General features: G+C 71.4%; 18 protein-coding genes. 14 read left to right on the forward strand and 4 right to left on the reverse strand.

Going from position 1 to position 18024, the window contains the following annotated elements:
• Nucleotides 1-85: 85 nt before the first annotated feature.
• Nucleotides 86-1489 (reverse strand): aspartate aminotransferase family protein, encoded by a 1404-nt coding sequence (locus EWV39_RS06230; RefSeq protein ID WP_129657845.1) that lies wholly within the window; start codon nt 1487-1489, stop codon nt 86-88.
• The gene (locus EWV39_RS06235; protein ID WP_129657847.1) at nt 1486-1995 is read right to left on the reverse strand and encodes an Lrp/AsnC family transcriptional regulator; all 510 of its coding nucleotides are present in this window, start codon (nt 1993-1995) and stop codon (nt 1486-1488) included. Before EWV39_RS06235 ends, EWV39_RS06230 begins: the two co-directional genes overlap by 4 nt.
• A gap of 292 nt (nt 1996-2287) precedes the next feature.
• Between EWV39_RS06235 and EWV39_RS06240 the strand changes: the two genes are divergently transcribed.
• The 6 genes from EWV39_RS06240 (at nt 2288) to EWV39_RS06265 (ending at nt 9443) form a co-directional block, all read left to right on the forward strand.
• Complete coding sequence (locus EWV39_RS06240; RefSeq protein WP_129657849.1) at nt 2288-2857, forward strand: HAD domain-containing protein; 570 nt, start codon at nt 2288-2290, stop codon at nt 2855-2857.
• Nucleotides 2858-2877: 20 nt separating this feature from the next.
• The gene (locus EWV39_RS06245; protein ID WP_129657851.1) at nt 2878-3921 is read left to right on the forward strand and encodes an NAD(P)-dependent alcohol dehydrogenase; all 1044 of its coding nucleotides are present in this window, start codon (nt 2878-2880) and stop codon (nt 3919-3921) included.
• 139 nt (nt 3922-4060) lie between these two features.
• Nucleotides 4061-6097 (forward strand): threonine--tRNA ligase, encoded by a 2037-nt coding sequence (gene thrS, locus EWV39_RS06250; protein WP_129657853.1) that lies wholly within the window; start codon nt 4061-4063, stop codon nt 6095-6097.
• Nucleotides 6098-6450: 353 nt separating this feature from the next.
• Nucleotides 6451-7578, forward strand: coding sequence for a quaternary amine ABC transporter ATP-binding protein (locus EWV39_RS06255; protein WP_238148121.1), 1128 nt, complete (start codon nt 6451-6453; stop codon nt 7576-7578).
• Nucleotides 7578-8432: an ABC transporter permease gene (locus EWV39_RS06260; RefSeq protein ID WP_129659110.1), complete on the forward strand. Its 855-nt coding sequence runs from the start codon at nt 7578-7580 to the stop codon at nt 8430-8432. The genes EWV39_RS06255 and EWV39_RS06260 overlap by 1 nt, the downstream gene beginning before the upstream one ends.
• A 48-nt stretch (nt 8433-8480) precedes the next feature.
• Nucleotides 8481-9443: a glycine betaine ABC transporter substrate-binding protein gene (locus EWV39_RS06265; RefSeq protein WP_129657857.1), complete on the forward strand. Its 963-nt coding sequence runs from the start codon at nt 8481-8483 to the stop codon at nt 9441-9443.
• 114 nt (nt 9444-9557) lie between these two features.
• Here the strand turns inward: EWV39_RS06265 and EWV39_RS06270 are convergent, their stop codons facing one another.
• Nucleotides 9558-10055, reverse strand: a complete 498-nt coding sequence (locus EWV39_RS06270) for an FBP domain-containing protein (RefSeq protein ID WP_129657859.1) — start codon at nt 10053-10055, stop codon at nt 9558-9560.
• A gap of 97 nt (nt 10056-10152) precedes the next feature.
• Here EWV39_RS06270 and EWV39_RS06275 point away from each other — a divergent pair, with 97 nt between their 5' ends.
• Nucleotides 10153-10734, forward strand: coding sequence for an HIT family protein (locus EWV39_RS06275; RefSeq protein ID WP_129657861.1), 582 nt, complete (start codon nt 10153-10155; stop codon nt 10732-10734).
• Between the two features lie 71 nt (nt 10735-10805).
• Here EWV39_RS06275 and EWV39_RS06280 read toward each other — a convergent pair whose 3' ends face one another.
• Entirely contained in the window at nt 10806-11855 is a 1050-nt protein-coding gene (locus EWV39_RS06280; protein WP_129657863.1) for a hypothetical protein, read from the reverse strand.
• Between the two features lie 50 nt (nt 11856-11905).
• Here EWV39_RS06280 and EWV39_RS06285 point away from each other — a divergent pair, with 50 nt between their 5' ends.
• From EWV39_RS06285 to yajC, 7 genes are all read left to right on the forward strand, one after another.
• Nucleotides 11906-13210, forward strand: a complete 1305-nt coding sequence (locus EWV39_RS06285; RefSeq protein WP_238148123.1) for a Mur ligase family protein — start codon at nt 11906-11908, stop codon at nt 13208-13210.
• Nucleotides 13210-13938 (forward strand): type 1 glutamine amidotransferase, encoded by a 729-nt coding sequence (locus tag EWV39_RS06290; protein ID WP_129657865.1) that lies wholly within the window; start codon nt 13210-13212, stop codon nt 13936-13938. The genes EWV39_RS06285 and EWV39_RS06290 overlap by 1 nt, the downstream gene beginning before the upstream one ends.
• Nucleotides 13939-14156: 218 nt before the next feature.
• The gene (locus EWV39_RS06295; protein WP_129657867.1) at nt 14157-14918 is read left to right on the forward strand and encodes a YebC/PmpR family DNA-binding transcriptional regulator; all 762 of its coding nucleotides are present in this window, start codon (nt 14157-14159) and stop codon (nt 14916-14918) included.
• Between the two features lie 37 nt (nt 14919-14955).
• Nucleotides 14956-15612, forward strand: coding sequence for a crossover junction endodeoxyribonuclease RuvC (gene ruvC, locus EWV39_RS06300; RefSeq protein ID WP_129657869.1), 657 nt, complete (start codon nt 14956-14958; stop codon nt 15610-15612).
• Between the two features lie 45 nt (nt 15613-15657).
• Nucleotides 15658-16299 (forward strand): Holliday junction branch migration protein RuvA, encoded by a 642-nt coding sequence (gene ruvA / locus EWV39_RS06305; RefSeq protein WP_129657871.1) that lies wholly within the window; start codon nt 15658-15660, stop codon nt 16297-16299.
• Nucleotides 16300-16321: 22 nt separating this feature from the next.
• Entirely contained in the window at nt 16322-17365 is a 1044-nt protein-coding gene (gene ruvB, locus EWV39_RS06310; RefSeq protein WP_129657872.1) for a Holliday junction branch migration DNA helicase RuvB, read from the forward strand.
• 150 nt (nt 17366-17515) lie between these two features.
• On the forward strand, nt 17516-18022 hold the full coding sequence (gene yajC, locus EWV39_RS06315) for a preprotein translocase subunit YajC (RefSeq protein WP_129657874.1): 507 nt from the start codon (nt 17516-17518) through the stop codon (nt 18020-18022).
• Nucleotides 18023-18024 lie beyond the last annotated feature (2 nt).

Genomic DNA, 18024 nt, shown 5'->3' on the forward strand with positions numbered 1-18024 from the left:
GCACCGTCCTGCGGGATGGGCCGCCCCATCTGGCGGGGGCCCGGCCGCGTCGTCCCGCGGCCGGAGCCGGCCGGCCCGGTCCCGGTCAGATCCGGCGGGCCGCCTCGGTGAGGACCGAGCGGAGGATGCGCTCCATCTCGTCGAACTCCTCCGGGCCGGCGGTCAGCGGCGGGGCGAGCTGGATGACGGGATCCCCGCGGTCGTCGGCCCGGCAGTACAGGCCGGCGTCGAACAGCGCGTGGGAGAGGAAGCCCTCCAGCAGGCGCTCCGACTCGGCCTCGTCGAAGGTCTCCTTGGTCTTCTTGTCCTTGACCAGCTCGATGCCGTAGAAGTAGCCGGCGCCGCGGACGTCGCCCACGATCGGCAGGTCCAGCAGCTTCTCGAGGGTGGTGCGGAAGGCCGGCGCGTTCTCGTGCACCCGCCGGTTCAGCCCCTCCCGCTCGAAGATGTCCAGGTTGGCGTTGGCGACCGCGCAGGCCATGGGGTGCCCGCCGAAGGTGTACCCGTGGTAGAAGGTCTCGCCGCTGCCGAAGGGCTCGAACAGCCGGTCCGAGGCGATCATCGCACCCAGCGGCGCGTACCCGGAGGTGATGCCCTTGGCGCAGGTGATGATGTCCGGGACGTAGCCGAAGTCGTCGCAGGCGAACATCTCGCCGATCCTGCCGAAGGCGCAGATCACCTCGTCCGAGACCAGCAGGACGTCGTGCTCATCGCAGATCTCGCGGACGCGCTCGAAGTAGCCGGGCGGGGGAGGGAAGCACCCTCCGGAGTTCTGCACCGGCTCCAGGAAGACCGCGGCCACGGAGTCGGCGCCCTCGAACTCGATGGCCTCGCCGATCCGGTCCGCCGCCCAGCGGCCGAAGACCTTCTCGTCCTCGGCGTACTCGGCCGGGGCGCGGTAGAAGTTGGTGTTGGGCACCTTGTGGGCACCCGGCACCAGCGGCTCGAACTGGTTCCGCAGACCCGGCAGAGAGGTCACCGACAGCGCGCCGTGCGGGGTGCCGTGGTACGCGGTGGCCCGCGAGATGACCTTGTGCTTGCCGGGGCGGCCGGTGGCCTTGAAGTAGTTCTTGGCCAGCTTGATCGCCGACTCCACCGAGTCGCCGCCGCCGGAGGTGAGGAAGACGCGGTTCAGGTCCCCGGGCGCGTAGGCCGCCAGGCGCTCGGCGAGCTCGATCGCCGGCGGGTGGGCGTAGGACCACAGCGGCATGAAGTCGAGGGTGCGCAGCTGCTCGGCGGCGGCGCGGGCGAGCTCCTCCCGGCCGTGGCCGACCTGGACGACGAAGAGGCCCGCGAGGCCGTCGAGGTAGCGGCGGCCGGCGTCGTCGTACAGGTAGTGGCCCTCCGCCCGGGAGATCACGGGCACCTCGCCGCCCGAGATCAGGCCCCGGTGGTCGGCCATGTGCATCCAGAGGTGGTCGCGGGCGGCCGCCTGCAGGTCGGTGCCGCGGGAGGTGGTCATCGGGCGGACGGTGGACGGAAGAGTCATCGGGTTCCCCAGTCGTACTGCTGCTTGCGCAGCGAGAGATACATGAACGTCTCCGTGCTGAGCACGGCGTCGATGGTGCGGATGCGGTTGTTGATCAGGTGGAACAGCTGCTCGTCGTTCTCGCAGACGACCTCCGCCATGAGGTCGTAGGAACCGGCGGTGACCACCAGGTAGTCGATCTCCTCGAACTCGGCCAGGCGGTCGGCCACCGCCTGGATGTCCCCCCGGACGCGGATGCCGAGCATCGCCTGCCGGGCGAAGCCCAGCTGCATCGGGTCGGTCACGGCCACGATCTGCACGGCGCCGGACTCGACCAGGCGCGCGACCCGCTGGCGGACGGCGGCCTCCGAGAGCCCCACGCTCTTGCCGATCGCGGCGTAGGAGCGCCGGCCGTCGGCCTGCAGCTCCTCGACGATCAGCTTGGACTTCTCGTCCAGCGTGCCGCTCGGGCCGGTCCGCAGGGAGGCGGCCGGACGATGCTCGTGCTCCGGATGGGTGGGGGACATGTCTCCATTGAATACGTTGCGATACCCGAATTCAAGAGAGGTTTCCGTCTTGGAGCGATGATTCTACGACGAGAACATCTATGGAAACCTCCAAGGGAGACTGTATCCGTATCATTGGAGAGGGCTCGATCCGTGCCGTCTCGTCCTCCCGCCGGCACCGCCTCGTCCTCCCGCCGACACCGCCTCGGGCCGGGGCCCCGTCGCCGGTAGGTCAGCCCCCGCCGCCTGAAGGGCCGGCCGCCGCGCCTCCGGCCGATGCGCTCGCGGCCGGACTGTGGCAGAGTCTGGTGGCATGAGCCGCGTCACCCCTCTGGCCTTCATCGACGTCGACGGCGTCCTCAACCGCTTCGTCTCCGCCGAGCTCGCGGCCCGGCGCGGCTACGACACCGTGACGCTGACGCCCGCGATCCTGCCCATGAGCTTCACGCTGCACCTGGACCCGGAGGACACCCGGCGCCTCGGTGAGCTGGCCCGCTGGTTCGAGCTCGCCTGGGCCACCACCTGGTCCCATGACGCGCCCAGGCTCATCGCGCCCCGCCTCCAGCTGCCCGGCGACTGGCCCGTGGCCGAGGCGGAGGTCGAGACGCCGGGCAAGGTCCCCGGCATCCTCGAACTGGCCGGCGGGCGTCCTTTCGTGTGGTTCGACGACGCCCCCACGCCCGAGGACCGGGAGCTGCTGCGGCGCTCGCGGACGCCGCACCTGCTGCTCACCGTCGCCGCCCCCTACCTCACCATCGCCGACCCGGCGGGCGTCACAGGCCTCACCGACGAGCACGTCCAGCGGGCGATCGCCTGGGCCTCAGGGCTCGAGGATTCGGCTCCTGGCAAACACCCCCGCGGCGATGCGCGGGGCGGCGAGTGACGAGGAGTAGAACGGAAGACATGAAAGCTTTACAGTACAAAGAGATCGGACAAGCCCCGGTCGTCGTCGACCTCCCCGTCCCCGAGCCCGGCCCCGGCCAGGTCCTGCTGAAGGTCACCGCCGCCGGCGTGTGCCACTCGGACGAGTACATCATGAGCCTGCCGGAGGATCAGTTCCCCGGCGGCCTGCCGCTGACGCTGGGCCACGAGGGCGCCGGCGTCGTGCACCAGCTCGGCGAGGGCGTGGAGCACCTCTCGGTCGGCGACGCCGTCATGGTCTACGGCCCCTGGGGCTGCGGCCGCTGCCACAACTGCGCGCAGGGCAAGGAGAACTACTGCACCAACGCCGCGGCCGAGGGCATCCGCCCGCCCGGCCTGGGCGCCCCCGGCGCGATCGCGGAGTACATGCTGGTCGACGACCCCCGGCACCTGGTGCCGATGGGTGACCTCGACCCGGTGGCGAACGTCTCCCTCAGCGACGCCGGCCTGACGCCCTACCACGCCGTCAAGCAGTCCCTGCCGAAGCTGCACGCCGGCTCCTACGCCGTCGCCATCGGCGCGGGCGGGCTGGGCCACGTGGGCATCCAGCTGCTCCGCGAGCTCTCCGGGGCCACCGTCATCGCCCTGGACGTCACCGAGGAGAAGCTCGACTTCGCCCGCGAGGTCGGCGCCCACCACGCCGTGCTCAGCGACGAGCACGCCGTCGAGGCCGTCATGGAGCTCACCGGGGGACTCGGCGCCAACGCCGTCTTCGACTTCGTCGGCGCCCCGCCCACCGCCAAGACCGCCGCAGCCGTGGCCGCGATCGAGGCGGACGTGACGATCGTCGGCATCGGCGGAGGCTACTCCGAGGTCGGGTACGGCACCATCGCCTACGACGCCGCCGTGCGCTCCCCGTACTGGGGCTCCCGCGGCGAGCTCGTCGAGGTCCTCGAGATGGCCCGCCGCGGCCAGCTCTCGGTGGAGGTGGAGACCTTCTCCCTCGACGACGCCCCCAAGGCCTACGAGCGGCTCCACGAGGGCAGCCTGCGCGGGCGCGCGGTGATCGTCCCGAACGGGGACTGACCTCCGGCCCCTGACGGGCCCTCGTCGCGCGGTGCGCTGCCGCAGCGGGTAGAATCGCCACGTCGCCCCGCCCGGGCGGCAGCGCACCACGCACGCCCCAGGTACCGGCGTGCGCCCATCGAGACGCCCAGGAGTGTTCATGCCAGTGCCCGAGAACCTGCACATCACCGTCAACGGCGAGGACCAGCAGGTGGGCATCGGCACCACCGCGGCCGACCTCTTCGCCGAGCAGTCCGACGTCGTCGTGGCCCGGATCAACGACGTCCTCAAGGACCTCGCCACCGAGCTCGCCGAGGGCGACCACGTGGTCCCCGTGACCATCGGCCAGCCCGAGGGACTCGAGGTGCTCCGGCACTCGACCGCGCACGTCATGGCCCAGGCGGTCCAGCAGCTGCGCCCCGACGCCAAGCTGGGCATCGGACCCTACATCACCGACGGCTTCTACTTCGACTTCGACGTCGAGGAGCCCTTCACCCCGGAGGACCTCAAGAAGCTCGAGAAGATGATGCTGAAGATCGCCAAGTCCGGGCAGACCTTCCGGCGCCGCGTCGTCACCCACGAGCAGGCCCAGGCCGAGATGGCCGACGAGCCGTACAAGCTCGAGCTGCTGGGCCTGTCCCAGGGTCCCGGCTCCGGCAGCGACGCGGCCGAGGGCGCCTCGGTCGAGGTCGGCGAGGGCGAGATCACGATCTACGACAACGTGGACCGCAAGGGCGAGACCGTCTGGAAGGACCTCTGCCGCGGCCCGCACCTGCCGAGCACCAAGCCGATCCCCGGCGGCTACGCCCTGACCCGCGCGGGCGGCGCCTACTGGCGCGGCTCGGAGAAGAACCCGATGCTGCAGCGCATCTACGGCACCGCCTGGCCCAGCAAGGAGGACCTCGCGGCCTACAAGGAGCGCATCGCCGAGGCCGAGCGCCGCGACCACCGCCGCCTGGGTGAGGAGCTGGACCTCTTCTCCTTCCCCAAGACCATCGGGCCGGGCCTGCCCGTCTTCCACCCCAAGGGCGGCGTCATCAAGCGGGTCATGGAGGACTACGTCCGCGAGCGGCACATCGCCGAGGGCTTCGACTACGTCGGCACCCCGCACATCGCCAAGGAGGACCTGTTCTACACCTCCGGGCACCTGCCGTACTACTCGGAGGGCATGTTCCCGGCGATGGAGCTGGAGAACGGCGACTACCGCCTCAAGGCCATGAACTGCCCGATGCACAATGAGATCTTCCGCTCCCGGGGGCGCTCCTACCGCGAGCTGCCGCTGCGGCTCTTCGAGTTCGGCACCGTGTACCGCGACGAGAAGTCCGGCGTGCTCCAGGGGCTGACCCGCGTGCGGATGATCTCCCAGGACGACTCGCACAGCTACGTGACCAAGGAGCAGGCCCCGGGCGAGGTCAGGCACCTGCTGGACTTCATGCTCTCCCTGCTCGTCGACTTCGGGCTGACCGACTTCTACCTCGAGCTCTCCACCCGGGAGACCGAGGGGGAGAAGAAGGACAAGTTCATCGGCACCGACGAGCAGTGGGAGGAGGCCACCGCGATCCTCGAGCAGGTGGCCTCGGAGACCGGCCTGGAGCTGGTGGCGGATCCGGGCGGGGCGGCCTTCTACGGCCCCAAGATCTCGGTGCAGGCCAAGGACGCGATCGGCCGCACCTGGCAGATGTCCACGGTGCAGTACGACTTCAACCAGCCCGCCCGCTTCGGCCTGGAGTACCAGGCCGCGGACGGCTCCCGGCAGGAGCCGGTGATGATCCACTCGGCCAAGTTCGGCTCGATCGAGCGGTTCATGGGCGTGCTGACCGAGCACTACGCCGGCGCCTTCCCGGCCTGGCTGGCCCCGGTCCAGGTGATCGGGGTCCCGGTCGCCGAGGCGTTCAACGACTACCTGGCCGAGGTCGCCGCGAAGCTCAAGGCCCGCGGCGTGCGCGTCGAGGTCGACTACGGCTCCGACCGCTTCCCCAAGAAGATCCGCAACGCCTCGAAGCAGAAGGCGCCCTTCGTGCTCATCGCCGGCGGCGAGGACGCGGAGAACGACGCGGTGTCCTTCCGGTTCCGCGACGGCTCCCAGGACAACGGGGTGCCGGTCGACGACGCCGTGGAGCGGATCGTCGCCCACATCCGCGACCGGGTGAACCTGGACCCGACCGGGACCGGGGAGGCGCCCGCCGAGCGCGACTGACATCCCGCTAGGGGGAGATTCCCCGGAGAACCGAAGACCCGCAGCGCACGACGCCGGGGGCGCTCACGCGAGCGTCCCCGGCGTCGTGCGCTCTGCTTATACATGATGCGAGTCACGTGGTGCAAGTCATCCCTCTCCTCACCGTCACATGGGGGCGCAGGTTGCGGCCTTCGAATGATTCGCCTGCTGATGATTCCGCGCCGCCCGGCCTCGCGCGCCTGAATCGTTGACGGCTCACGTTTATGTCACATCCGCGGCACGTTCGTGTCGAGGTGATCAGCACGGTGATTAATTGCTATGTTGCTGTCAAATGCCTGTGCATTATCTGGCAATACACCTGTGGAAGGACGGACGTGAGTCACTCAACGGCTGAACCGGCCGTGCGCGTGCAGAACGTGTACAAGATCTTCGGCAAGAAGCCGAAGGACATCATCCGCCGCCTCAAGGAGGGGGAGGACCGGGAGGACCTCAAGGAGCTGGGGACCGCCGCGGTCATCGATGCCTCCTTCGAGGTGGCCCCCGGAGAGATCTTCGTGGTGATGGGGCTCTCCGGCTCCGGGAAGTCCACGCTGATCAGGACCCTGAACGGCCTGCAGCCGGCCACGGAGGGGACCGTGAGCGTGCTGGGCCAGGACATCGCCTCGGCGCCGGCCAGGGAGCTGCGGAGCATCCGCTCCCACTCCATGGCCATGGTCTTCCAGAACTTCGCCCTGCTGCCGCACCGGACGGTGCTGGAGAACGCCGCCTACGGGCTGGAGATCCAGGGCGTCGGCTCCGAGGCCCGGCGGGCGGAAGCGGCCAGGGTCCTGGACCGCGTGGGGCTGCAGGGGTGGCACGACCACTACCCGCACGAACTCTCCGGCGGGATGCAGCAGCGCGTCGGACTGGCGCGGGCGCTGGCCTCCGGCAACGACATCCTGCTCATGGACGAGGCCTTCTCCGCGCTCGACCCGCTGATCCGCCGCGAGATGCAGGAGCAGCTCAAGCAGCTGCAGAAGGAGCTCGGACGCACCATCGTGTTCATCACCCACGACCTCAACGAGGCCATGTACCTCGGCGACCGCATCGCGGTGATGAAGGACGGGAGGATCGCCCAGATCGGCACCCCCGAGGACATCCTCAGCCGGCCCGCCGACGACTACGTCGCCTCCTTCATCGCCGACGTCGACCGCGGCAGGGCCCTGACCGCGCGCTCCGTGATGCTTCCGCTCCAGGGCGTGGACGCCGGGCAGCGCGCCGCCGCGGAGCGGGCGGGGTCCGTGCGCTCCGACGCGACCCTGCAGGAGGTCGTCCCGGTCGCCCTGGAGGGCGAGGGGATCCTCGCGGTGCGGGACGGGGCCGGGGGCGACGTCGTCGGCTACCTGACCACCGCCCGGCTGCTGGAGGCGATGGGGACCCGCACCGACTTCACCGCCGCGGCGGAGGCCCAGTCGCCCGCCGAGGGGCAACCCGCCTCCCGCGACGAGGGAGGTGAGGCGTGATGGAGGACTTCCGCATCCCGCTCGGCGAGTGGGTGGAGGTCGGCCTCGACTGGCTCCTGGGAGCCTTCGCCGGTCTCTTCTCCGTCCTGCGCACCCTGATGCTCGACACCAACGACGGGCTGGTCTGGCTGCTCTCCACGCCTCCGTGGTGGGCGGTCACCCTGGTCCTGGCCGCGCTGGCGTGGTGGCTGAAGAACTGGAAGCTCGCGCTCGGCACGGTCATCGGATTCGTCGTCATCGTCGGCGTCGACCAGTGGGAGAACGCGATGGAGACGCTCGGGCTGATCGTGGTCGCGACGCTGATCGCCACCGTACTGGCCGTGCCCCTCGGGATCCTCGCCGCCAGCTCGCCCGGCCTCTCGAAGGTCATCCGGCCGGTCATGGACTTCATGCAGACCATGCCGCCGATGGTCTACCTCATCCCGGCCCTGGTCATCTTCCGGGTCGGGGTGGTGCCGGGCATGGTCGCCACCATCATCTTCGCGATGGTGCCGGGGGTCCGGTTCACCGAACTCGGCATCCGCGGGGTCAAGGCCGACGTCGTCGAGGCCGGCGAGGCCTTCGGTGCCTCCCGCTGGCGCATCCTGCGCCAGATCCAGCTGCCCCTGGCCCTGCCGACCATCATGGCCGGCATCAACCAGGTCATCATGCTGGCGCTGTCCATGGTCGTCATCGCGGGCATGGTCGGGGCGGGCGGCCTCGGCGGCGACGTCGTCGCCTCCCTGAACCGGATCGACGCCGGGCTGGGCTTCGAGGCGGGCATCTCGGTCGTCATCCTCGCCATGTACCTGGACCGGCTGACCAGCACCGGAGGGGGCCGCAAGAGGCGGCTCCGCGCACCCGGGACCGCCTGAACCGCGCGCAAGACGCAGAACGCACACCGCAACCATAAGGAGAGAAGCATGAGCAAGACGTCACGCATCACCACGGGCCTCGCCCTCACCTCGGCCCTGGGCCTGGTCCTCGCCGGATGCTCCGGCGGCGACGGCGACGGCGGAGGCGGCTCCGACGGGGAGAAGGGCGATCTCAAGATCGCCGTCTTCAACGGCTGGGAGGAGGGGATCGCCGTCTCCGAGCTGTGGAAGCACATCCTGGAGGACAAGGGCTACAGCGTCGACCTCGAGTACGCCGACGCCGCCCCCGTCTTCTCCGGCCTGGCCAGCGGCGACTACGACATGACCCTCGACGTCTGGATGCCGGTCACCCACGCCTCCTACATCGAGGAGTACGGCGACAGCATCGAGGAGTACGGCGCCTGGAACGACGAGTCCAAGCTGACGATCGCCGTCAACGACGACGCGCCCATCCAATCCCTGAGCGAGCTGGCCGACAACGCCGACGCCTTCGACAACCAGCTCGTGGGCATCGAGCCCGGTGCGGGCCTGACCGAGGTGACCCAGGACGAGGTCATCCCCACGTACGGCCTCGACGGCATGGAGTACACGACCTCCTCGACCCCCGCCATGCTGCAGGAGCTGCAGACGGCGGAGGACTCCGGAGAGAACATCGCGGTGACCCTGTGGCGCCCGCACTGGGCCTATGAGGCCTACGACATCCGCGACCTGGAGGACCCCGAGGGGGCCCTGGGCGGAACCGAGACCCTGAGCGCCTACGGCCGCGACGGCTTCGAGTCCGACAACCCCGAGGTCGCCGAGTGGATGAAGGACTTCCGGATGGACAGTGACACGCTGTACTCCCTCGAGAACGCCATGTTCAACGAGTCGGACAGCGACGACTACGCCCCCATCGTCGAGGACTGGGTGAGCGAGAACCAGGAGTACGTGGACTCCCTCACCTCAGACGACGAGGGCGACTCCGACTCCTCCGAGCAGCCCTCGGGCACCGAGGAGTCGAGCGAGTCCTGATCGGCGGCCTCCGCGCGGCCGGCCGGGGCCGGGCGCGCGGTGAGCTCCCGGGGGCATCCGCCCCCTCCCGCCTCTGCGGAAGGCCGGGCCTGCGGGCCCGGCCTTCCGCGCGTCCTACGCCTCGTGCTGGAGCCGGGCGACGAAACCGCGCGCCTTCTCCAGCGTCCGCTCCCGGCGGTCCTCCAGCGTCATCGTCTCCTCCATCTGCCGGATCCCGGCCGGGCGGCGTCGGCCCAGTGTGTAGTCCGAGCAGCGCAGGTCGGCGCAGAGGTAGGTGCCGAGGGTGTTGTGCTGCCCCGTGCGGGCCGAGGGCCGCGCCGCCGAGTAGAGGGAGACACCGCTGCCCGGGTGCAGGGTCATGCAGAACTGGCACATCTGCGCCGCACCGCTGCCGCGCCGCTCGGTCTTGGCCAGTACGATACCGCGCGGCCCGTCCTCGGTCTCGATCACGGCGTAGCCGCGCTGGGGGCTCTTCGGGTCGATCCAGCCGAGGAAGATCTCGGCCGACCACTCCCAGGCGGACAGCCCCGCGGGCAGGTTCAGCCGCTGGGCCTCGCCCTTGGAGCAGTTGATGAAGCTGTGACGGATCTGGGACTCGGTCAGGGGCTGCATGCCATCAACACTAGCCCCGTCGGCGGGGCGGGACACCCGGGGCCCCGGGCGGGCGGGGCGGTCCGTCCCGGCGTCCTCCACGTCCTAAGCTGGAGCCATGAGCGACGCGCGAGACTGCATCACCGACGATTTCGAGCTGCCGGGCGTCCCGGACGCGTTCCAGCGCCTGTGGACCCCGCACCGGCGGGCCTACGTCAGCGGCGGCCAGCGGGACTACACGGAGAGCTCCTGCCCGTTCTGCTCGGCGCCGCGGCGCGAGGACGAGGAGTCCCTGATCGTGCACCGCGGCCACAGCGTCTTCGTCGTCCTCAACCTCTACCCGTACAACCCCGGGCACGTCCTGATCTGCCCGTACCGCCACGTGGCGAACTACGACGAGGCGACGGACGAGGAGATCGACGAGATGGCCCGGTGCACGCGTACGGCCATGACGGTCCTGCGCGCCAGCTCCAACGCGGCCGGGTTCAACATCGGCATGAACCAGGGGAAGGTCGGGGGAGCGGGGATCGCCGCGCACCTGCACCAGCACGTCGTCCCCCGCTGGAACGGGGACACCAACTTCCTGCCCATCGTGGCGGGCACCAAGGCCGTGACCCAGACGCTGAGCGAGATCCGCGAGCTGCTGGCCGGGGCGTGGCCGGCGGAGCACGCGGCGCACGGCGTCGCCTCCCGGGACTGACCGCCGGGGGCGGCCCCGGTCCCGGCCCCTTCCGAGGCCGACCGCCGGGGGGCCACCCCGCCTCTCAGAAGTCAGAAGAGCGAGCGCTGGTTCCCCGTCTCCCGGCCGCTCCCCTCGACCCACACGCAGGCCCGGTTCTTCAGCCCGGCCGCGCTCGCGAGCAGAGCCGGCCCGGGCTCCTCGTCCAGCCGCCCGGTGAGGAACGGCCCCGTCCCGCCGGTCACGAGGAAGCCGAAGGGCGCGCCGTCGGGCTTCCCGCCGGGCAGGCCGGTGCCGAAGGGGTCGGCCGGTGTCAGCGGCTCCGGGTCCTCCGCCCGCAGCGCCGCGTAGGCGCTGCCCATCGCCTCCGAGGGCGCCCACCGGCCCTCCTCCACGCGGTGCTCGTCCTCCGGACCCGCGAGCCCGCCGTCCGGATCCCCGAGCAGGGCCCGCGCCCGGCCGGTCAGCGCGTCGTGGATCCGGTCCAGCTCCCCGGCCCCGAGCGGGCCGCACCAGGCGCGGAACTTCGTCGCGACCCGCTTGGCCTGCGGCAGCGCCAGCTCCGCGCCCAGCGCGTCCTCCAGCCGGCGGACGACGACGCCGTCCCGGGCCAGCGCCACGTAGCTCGCCCGGGCCACCGCCTGCTGGTCCAGCCGCGAGGTCTTCGAGCGCTCGTGGGCCGTGCCGACCTTGGAGGAGCCGTCCGGGAAGGTCGCGACGTAGAGCCAGTGCGGCATCCCCACGTAGGCCCTGACCGCCTCGGTCAGCTCCGCGCCCCGGTGCGCGCGGTGGATCGGCCGGAACCGGTCCAGGTGCAGGCAGAGCCCGCATTGCTGGCCCCGCTCGATCCGGTTCCCCTTGGGGCACGGCACGCCCCTGAACCGCGGCTCGCCCCGCTCGTCGAGGAAGGCGTGCGCGAAGCCGGAGCACCAGATGCCGGCCCCGGGGTCCTCGGGCGGCAGCGGGCGCACCCCCAGCCGCGTGCCGGGATCCAGCAGCACCCGCAGCGTCTCGCCGCCGGGCCGCCCCTCGCGCAGGGGCTCCACGACGGCGGCCGGCGCGCGGTCCTGCCAGGAGAGGTCCCGCCAGACGAAGGGCTCGCCGGGCAGGGGGACCGAGGGGGAGGGCGAGGAGGAGTCCATCCGGCCATCATGGCAGAGCCGCCCGGCCGCGGCGGGTTAGGATGGTTCCCATGCCCACCCCAAGGTTCCTCAGCCCCGTGATGCGTCCCGTGACCCGCCTGATCGGTCAGGGCATCCGGTACGCCAGCGCCCGCCGCGGCGGGGGATCGGCGTTCCCCGGCCTCGTGATGGAGAAGATCGACCCGGGGTTCGTGGCCCGGCAGCTGGCGACGCTGCCGCGCGGCGTCGTCGTGGTCTCCGGCACCAACGGGAAGACCACGACCACCAAGATGACGGTGCAGCTCCTGGAGTCCCAGGGGCTGCGGGTCTTCACCAACCGGACCGGCTCCAACTTCGTCCGCGGGGTCGCCGCCGCCCTGCTCGAGCGGCTCGACCTCTTCGGCCGCCTCAACGCGGACATCGCCGTGCTGGAGCTCGACGAGGCCCACGCCGTGCACTTCGTGAAGCTGTTCCCGCCGCGGTACGCCCTGCTGCTCAACGTCATGCGAGACCAGCTGGACCGCTTCGGCGAGATCGACACGACGCGGAAGATGCTCGCCCGGGTCGCCGCGGCCACCACCGGAACCGTGGTCCTCAACCGCGAGGACCCGCGGATCCGCCGGCTGGCCGAGGACGTGCGCCCCGGCACGGACATCGCCTACTACGGCCTCTCCGAGCCCCTGCGGGAGCGCTTCCCCTCGGACGACGAGATGCGGGACAAGCGCCCCGCGGCCCAGGCCGAGGGGCTGCCGGCGGCCGGCGTCGTGCTGCAGTCCTTCGAGGGGACCGACACCGTGCTGCGGGTCGGGGGCCGGGAACTGCGCACGGACATCCACCTCTACGGCATCTACAACATCTTCAACGCCGCCGGCGCGCTCGCGCTGACCCTCGAGGTGATGGGGGACCAGGCGCGCGAGGAGGTCCTGCTCGAGGAGCTGTCCCGGGTGACCCCCGCCTTCGGCCGCGGCGAGTCAGTGCGCCTGGGGGACCGGACCCTGCAGCTGCTGCTGGTCAAGAACCCGGCGGGCTTCCGGCTCTCGCTGGCCTCCGCGACGGGCGCGGACTACGCCACCATGATCGCCATCAACGACGAGTACGCCGACGGCCGGGACGTCTCCTGGCTGTGGGACGTGGACTTCGGGACGCTCGCGCCGGGCGGCGTCGACGTCGTCTCCGGCACCCGCGCCTACGACATGGCGCTGCGCCTGGAGCACGACGACGTCCCGGTGGGCGCCGTCGAGCCCGAGCTGCGCACCGCCCTGCGCCGCTTCGCGGAGGGCTCGGGGGACAAGCCCATGCGGGTGTTCTGCACCTACACCTCGATGCTCGCGCTGCGCCGCGAGCTCGCCACGATGACCGAGGTCGAGGAGATCTGATGACCCGGAACGAACGCCCCCTGACGATCCTGCAGCTCTACCCGCGGGACATGAACATCTACGGCGACTGGGGCAACGTGCTCTCGCTCTCCCGGCGGGCCCGGCGCCACGGCTACGCCCCGCGCCTGGTCGACTACAACCCCGGCGACGCCTTCCCCGAGGAGGTCGACATCCTAGTCGGCGGCGGCGGGCAGGACTCCGGCCAGTCCGTCATCCAGGAGGACCTGCACGCGATCGCCCCGCGGCTGCGCCGGCTCGCGGAGGACGGCGCGCCGATGCTCGTGATCTGCGGCCTCTACCAGCTCTTCGGCCACGACTTCACCACGGTCGACGGCGAGGTGCTGCGCGGCATCGGCATCTTCGACGCGCACACGGTGGGCGGCCGGGAGCGGCTGATCGGCAACATCGTCACCGAGTCCGAGGAGTTCGGCCGGATCGTGGGCTACGAGAACCACTCCGGCCTGACCACCCTGGGCCCGGACGTCCAGCGCCTGGGCACCGTGGTCAAGGGCGAGGGCAACAACCTCGAGGACGACCACGAGGGCGCCCGCCACCGCAACGTGATCGGCAGCTACCTGCACGGCTCGCTGCTGCCCAAGAACCCCCGGATCAGCGACTTCCTGGTCGAGGCGGCGGCGCGCAGGCGCTACGGCGACTTCGCCCCGGCCGAGATCGACGACTCGCTCGCCGAGCGGGCCCGCGAGGTCGCCGCCGGCCGTCCCCGCTGAGGCGCCGGCCGCCCTCTGACGCCCTCGGTCGGCTCCTCGCGCCCACCGCTTCCTCCGCCTAGCGGCGTCGTCGCTTGCGCCCGGCGTTACACTGGTAGACGGCTTGACCGCGGTCCCGTGCACCCGAGCCGGCCCCCGCCCTCCCCGGGCGGCGGGCCCCGAGCCGTCCACGGCCGACCGCGCCGGGAAACCTTCCACGACTCTCAAGGAGACTATTCATGTCGGGTCACTCCAAGTGGGCCACCACCAAGCACAAGAAGGCCGCGATCGACGCCAAGCGCGCCAAGGCCTTCGCCAAGTACATCAAGGGCATCGAGGTCGCAGCCCGCATGGGCGGCGCCGACGTCTCCGGCAACCCGGCCCTGGACCTCGCGGTCTCCAAGGCCAAGAAGAACTCGGTCCCCAACGACAACATCGACCGCGCGATCAAGCGCGGCGCCGGCCTGACCGGCGAGGTCATCGACTACACCGAGATCCTGTACGAGGCCCGCGGCCCCCAGGGCTCGGCGCTGTACATCGAGTGCCTGACCGACAACAAGAACCGCGCGGCCTCCGACGTCCGCGTGGCGGTGACCCGCAACGGCGGCACGATCGCCGACTCCGGCTCGGTCGCCTTCATGTTCGAGCGCAAGGGCGTCGTCGAGGTCGCCAAGGCCGAGGGCCTGGAGGAGGACGACGTCCTGATGGCCGTGCTCGACGCCGGCGCCGACGAGGTCAAGGAGGAGGACGAGGTCTTCGAGGTCATCTCCGAGGCCACCGACCTCCCCGCCATCCGCGCGGCCCTCGACGAGGCCGGCCTGGACTACAACAACGACGACCCGCAGTGGCGCCCGACCATGAACGTGGACCTCGACGCCGAGGGCGCGCGCAAGTTCCTCCGCCTGGCCGACGCCGTCGAGGAGCTCGATGACGTCCAGAACGTCTACTCCAACGCCCACATCTCCCCGGAGGTCATGGCGGAGCTCGAGGCGGACGACTGACGCGCCCCCGGGCGCGCGGAGGAACGGGAGGCCCGGCATGAGCGGCACGGCGGCGACCGCCGGCGCGGGCGGGAAGGGGCCCGTCAGGATCCTCGGGGTGGACCCGGGGCTGACCCGCTGCGGCTTCGGCGTGATCGAGATGACCGCCGACCGCAAGGCCCGCCTGATCGCCGTCGGCGTGGCCGGGACCCGCGCGGCCGACCCGCTCGACGCGCGGATCCTGCACATCCACCAGGCCGCAGAGTCGTGGATCGCCACGCACCGCCCGGACGTGATGGCGATCGAGCGGATCTTCTCGCAGGAGTCGGTGACCACGGTCATCGGCACGGCCCATGCCTCGGGCGCCGTCATCGCCACCGCCGCGCGGGCGGGGGTCCCGGTGGCCTGGCACACCCCCTCCGAGGTCAAGGCCGCGGTGACCGGCAGCGGCCGGGCGGACAAGGGCTCGGTGGGCCGGATGGTCACCCGCATCCTCGGCCTCGAGGAGATGCCCAAGCCCGCCGACGCCGCCGACGCCCTGGCCCTGGCCATCTGCCACGGCTGGCGCTCGGGCGGCATCGGCACCGGGTACGACATGTCCGCCGGCGTGCAGACCCACCAGGGCTCGATCCCCAGCACGGCGGGTCGCAGCACGATGACGCCGGCCCAGCGGCTCTGGAAGCAGGCGGAGGAGCGGAGCCGACGCGCCCGCTGACCGCCCCGGCTGTTACTCGCACATACGTTCGAATATGATGGTGCCATGATCTCTTCTCTCCACGGAACGGTGGGCCACGTCGGCCTGCACGAGGCCGTCATCGAGGTCGGCGGGGTGGGCATGCTCGTCCACGCGACCCCCGACACCCTGGCCGGGCTGCGCGTCGGGGAGCAGACGCGCGTCCAGACCTCCCTCATCGTCCGCGAGGACTCCCTGACCCTCTTCGGCTTCCGCGACGCCGCCGAGCGGGAGGTCTTCGAGACCATGCTCTCCGTCTCGGGGATCGGGCCGCGGATCGCGCTGGCCGTGTTGGCGGTCCACGGGCCGCGCGAGGCCGCCGCCGCCGTCGCCGCCGGGGATGACAAGGCCTTCAGCAAGGTCCCGGGGATCGGCCCCAAGGGAGCGCGCCGGATCGTGCTGGAGCTGGCCGGCAAGCTCGTGCTCCCGGAGGGGGACGAGGGGACGCTGGACCTCGCCGGCGCGGGCGCCCCGGCCGAGGGCCCCGCCTGGCGCACCCAGGTGGAGCAGGCCCTCTACGGCCTGGGCTGGAACGAGAAGGACGCCGCCGGCGCGGTGTCCTCGTTCATCGACTCCGAGCCCGACGCGGACTCGCTGACCGTCCCCGCCGCGCTCAAGGCGGTGCTGGCGAGCCTGGGCAAGACCAGCGGCATCGGCCACCGCAGCTGACCGGCGTCGTCGAGAGGAATCCATGACACAGCAGTTCCCTGAGCACGCTCCCGCGGCCGAGGCACCGGGGCAGCGCCTCGTCGCCCCGGAGGAGGAGCCCGACGACAAGGCGATCGAGTCGGCCCTGCGCCCCAAGGCGCTGGACGACTTCGTGGGGCAGCCGCGGGTCCGGCAGCAGCTCTCCCTGGTCCTCGAGGCCTCCAAGCTGCGCGGACGCAGCGCCGACCACATCCTGCTCTCGGGCCCGCCGGGCCTGGGCAAGACGACGCTGGCGATGATCGTCGCCGAGGAGATGGGCGCCCCGCTGCGGATCAGCTCGGGCCCGGCGATCCAGCACTCCGGGGACCTCGCCGCGATCCTCTCCTCGCTGACCCCCGGCGAGGTGCTCTTCCTCGACGAGATCCACCGCATGTCCCGTCCGGCCGAGGAGATGCTGTACATGGCGATGGAGGACTTCCGGGTCGACATCGTCGTCGGCAAGGGCGCCGGCGCCACCTCGATCCCGCTGGAGCTGCCGCCGTTCACCCTGGTCGCGGCCACCACCCGGGCCGGGCTGCTGCCGGGGCCGCTACGCGACCGCTTCGGCTTCACCGGGCACCTGGAGTTCTACGACGTCGCCGAGCTCGAGCTGGTGCTCCGCCGCTCGGCGGGGCTGCTGGACCTGGCGATCAGCTCGGAGGGGTTCGCCGAGATCGCCTCCCGATCCCGCGGCACGCCGCGCATCGCCAACCGGCTGCTGCGCCGCGTGCGTGACTGGGCGCTGGTGCACGGCGTCGAGGACATCGACGCCCGCGCCTGCGCCGCCGCCCTGGACATGTACGAGGTCGACGCGCGCGGCCTGGACCGGCTGGACCGCTCCGTGCTGGAGTCCCTCATCCACAAGTTCGGCGGGGGGCCCGTGGGGCTCTCCACGCTGGCCATCGCGGTGGGGGAGGAGAGCGAGACCGTGGAGACGGTCGCCGAGCCCTACCTGGTCCGGGAGGGGCTGATCGGACGGACGCCGCGCGGGCGGATCGCCCTGCCCGCCGCGTGGTCCCACCTCGGGCTGGAGACGCCCGAGGGCTGAGCGGGCCGGGGCGGCGGCGTTGATGGGATTGCCAGACTCCTCAACTACACTGGAGGGGACGCGCCGTACGTCCGCGCGCCCGGCCGACCCGCGGGTCGCCGGCCCGGCGGGCCAGGACACTCCCAGACCGTCTCCGATGCAAAGGATGTTATGTTTCTCTCCACCGTGAACGCCGACGCACAGCTTCTCGCCGCAGGGGGAGGGGGCGGCGGCGGATCGAGCATCCTCATGCTCGTGCTCATGGTCGCCATCCTCATCATCTTCCTGGTGCTGCCGATGCGCCGTCAGAAGAAGATGCGCCAGCAGCTCAAGGAGCGCCAGGACGCGATGGGCCCCGGCACGCACGTCATGACCCAGTTCGGGATGTTCGGCACCGTCGTCTCGGTCGACAAGGACACCAACACCGCCGTCCTCGAGGTCGCCCCCGGCACCAACGTCAAGGTCCACCTGCAGACCGTGACCACCGTCCTGGACGAGAACGGCCAGGTCCCCGGCACCCCCGAGGCCGCCAAGGCCTCCGCCGCCCAGGGCGCGCAGGAGGCCGAGGCCGCCCGCGCCGAGGGCCTGGAGGCGCAGGACCCGGAGCAGACCACCCTCAACGGCGAGGTCACGGATCGCGACGACGAGAACCGCGGCCCGCAGGACAACTCCCGGTAACC

This window comes from Rothia halotolerans, from assembly GCF_004136635.1.
Taxonomy (GTDB): Bacteria; Actinomycetota; Actinomycetes; order Actinomycetales; family Micrococcaceae; genus Rothia; species Rothia halotolerans.

Excerpts from the sequence above, each read along its gene's own strand:
- EWV39_RS06230 (WP_129657845.1), bottom strand. The coding sequence starts at position 1,489 with ATGACTCTTCCGTCCACCGTCCGCCCGATGACCACCTCCCGCGGCACC.
- yajC (WP_129657874.1), top strand. The coding sequence starts at position 17,516 with ATGTTTCTCTCCACCGTGAACGCCGACGCACAGCTTCTCGCCGCAGGG.
- ruvB (WP_129657872.1), top strand. The coding sequence starts at position 16,322 with ATGACACAGCAGTTCCCTGAGCACGCTCCCGCGGCCGAGGCACCGGGG.
- EWV39_RS06270 (WP_129657859.1), bottom strand. The coding sequence starts at position 10,055 with ATGCAGCCCCTGACCGAGTCCCAGATCCGTCACAGCTTCATCAACTGC.
- EWV39_RS06235 (WP_129657847.1), bottom strand. The coding sequence starts at position 1,995 with ATGTCCCCCACCCATCCGGAGCACGAGCATCGTCCGGCCGCCTCCCTG.
- EWV39_RS06295 (WP_129657867.1), top strand. The coding sequence starts at position 14,157 with ATGTCGGGTCACTCCAAGTGGGCCACCACCAAGCACAAGAAGGCCGCG.
- EWV39_RS06260 (WP_129659110.1), top strand. The coding sequence starts at position 7,578 with ATGGAGGACTTCCGCATCCCGCTCGGCGAGTGGGTGGAGGTCGGCCTC.
- EWV39_RS06280 (WP_129657863.1), bottom strand. The coding sequence starts at position 11,855 with ATGGACTCCTCCTCGCCCTCCCCCTCGGTCCCCCTGCCCGGCGAGCCC.
- EWV39_RS06265 (WP_129657857.1), top strand. The coding sequence starts at position 8,481 with ATGAGCAAGACGTCACGCATCACCACGGGCCTCGCCCTCACCTCGGCC.
- EWV39_RS06275 (WP_129657861.1), top strand. The coding sequence starts at position 10,153 with ATGAGCGACGCGCGAGACTGCATCACCGACGATTTCGAGCTGCCGGGC.
- EWV39_RS06245 (WP_129657851.1), top strand. The coding sequence starts at position 2,878 with ATGAAAGCTTTACAGTACAAAGAGATCGGACAAGCCCCGGTCGTCGTC.
- thrS (WP_129657853.1), top strand. The coding sequence starts at position 4,061 with ATGCCAGTGCCCGAGAACCTGCACATCACCGTCAACGGCGAGGACCAG.
- ruvA (WP_129657871.1), top strand. The coding sequence starts at position 15,658 with ATGATCTCTTCTCTCCACGGAACGGTGGGCCACGTCGGCCTGCACGAG.
- EWV39_RS06240 (WP_129657849.1), top strand. The coding sequence starts at position 2,288 with ATGAGCCGCGTCACCCCTCTGGCCTTCATCGACGTCGACGGCGTCCTC.
- EWV39_RS06290 (WP_129657865.1), top strand. The coding sequence starts at position 13,210 with ATGACCCGGAACGAACGCCCCCTGACGATCCTGCAGCTCTACCCGCGG.
- ruvC (WP_129657869.1), top strand. The coding sequence starts at position 14,956 with ATGAGCGGCACGGCGGCGACCGCCGGCGCGGGCGGGAAGGGGCCCGTC.
- EWV39_RS06285 (WP_238148123.1), top strand. The coding sequence starts at position 11,906 with ATGCCCACCCCAAGGTTCCTCAGCCCCGTGATGCGTCCCGTGACCCGC.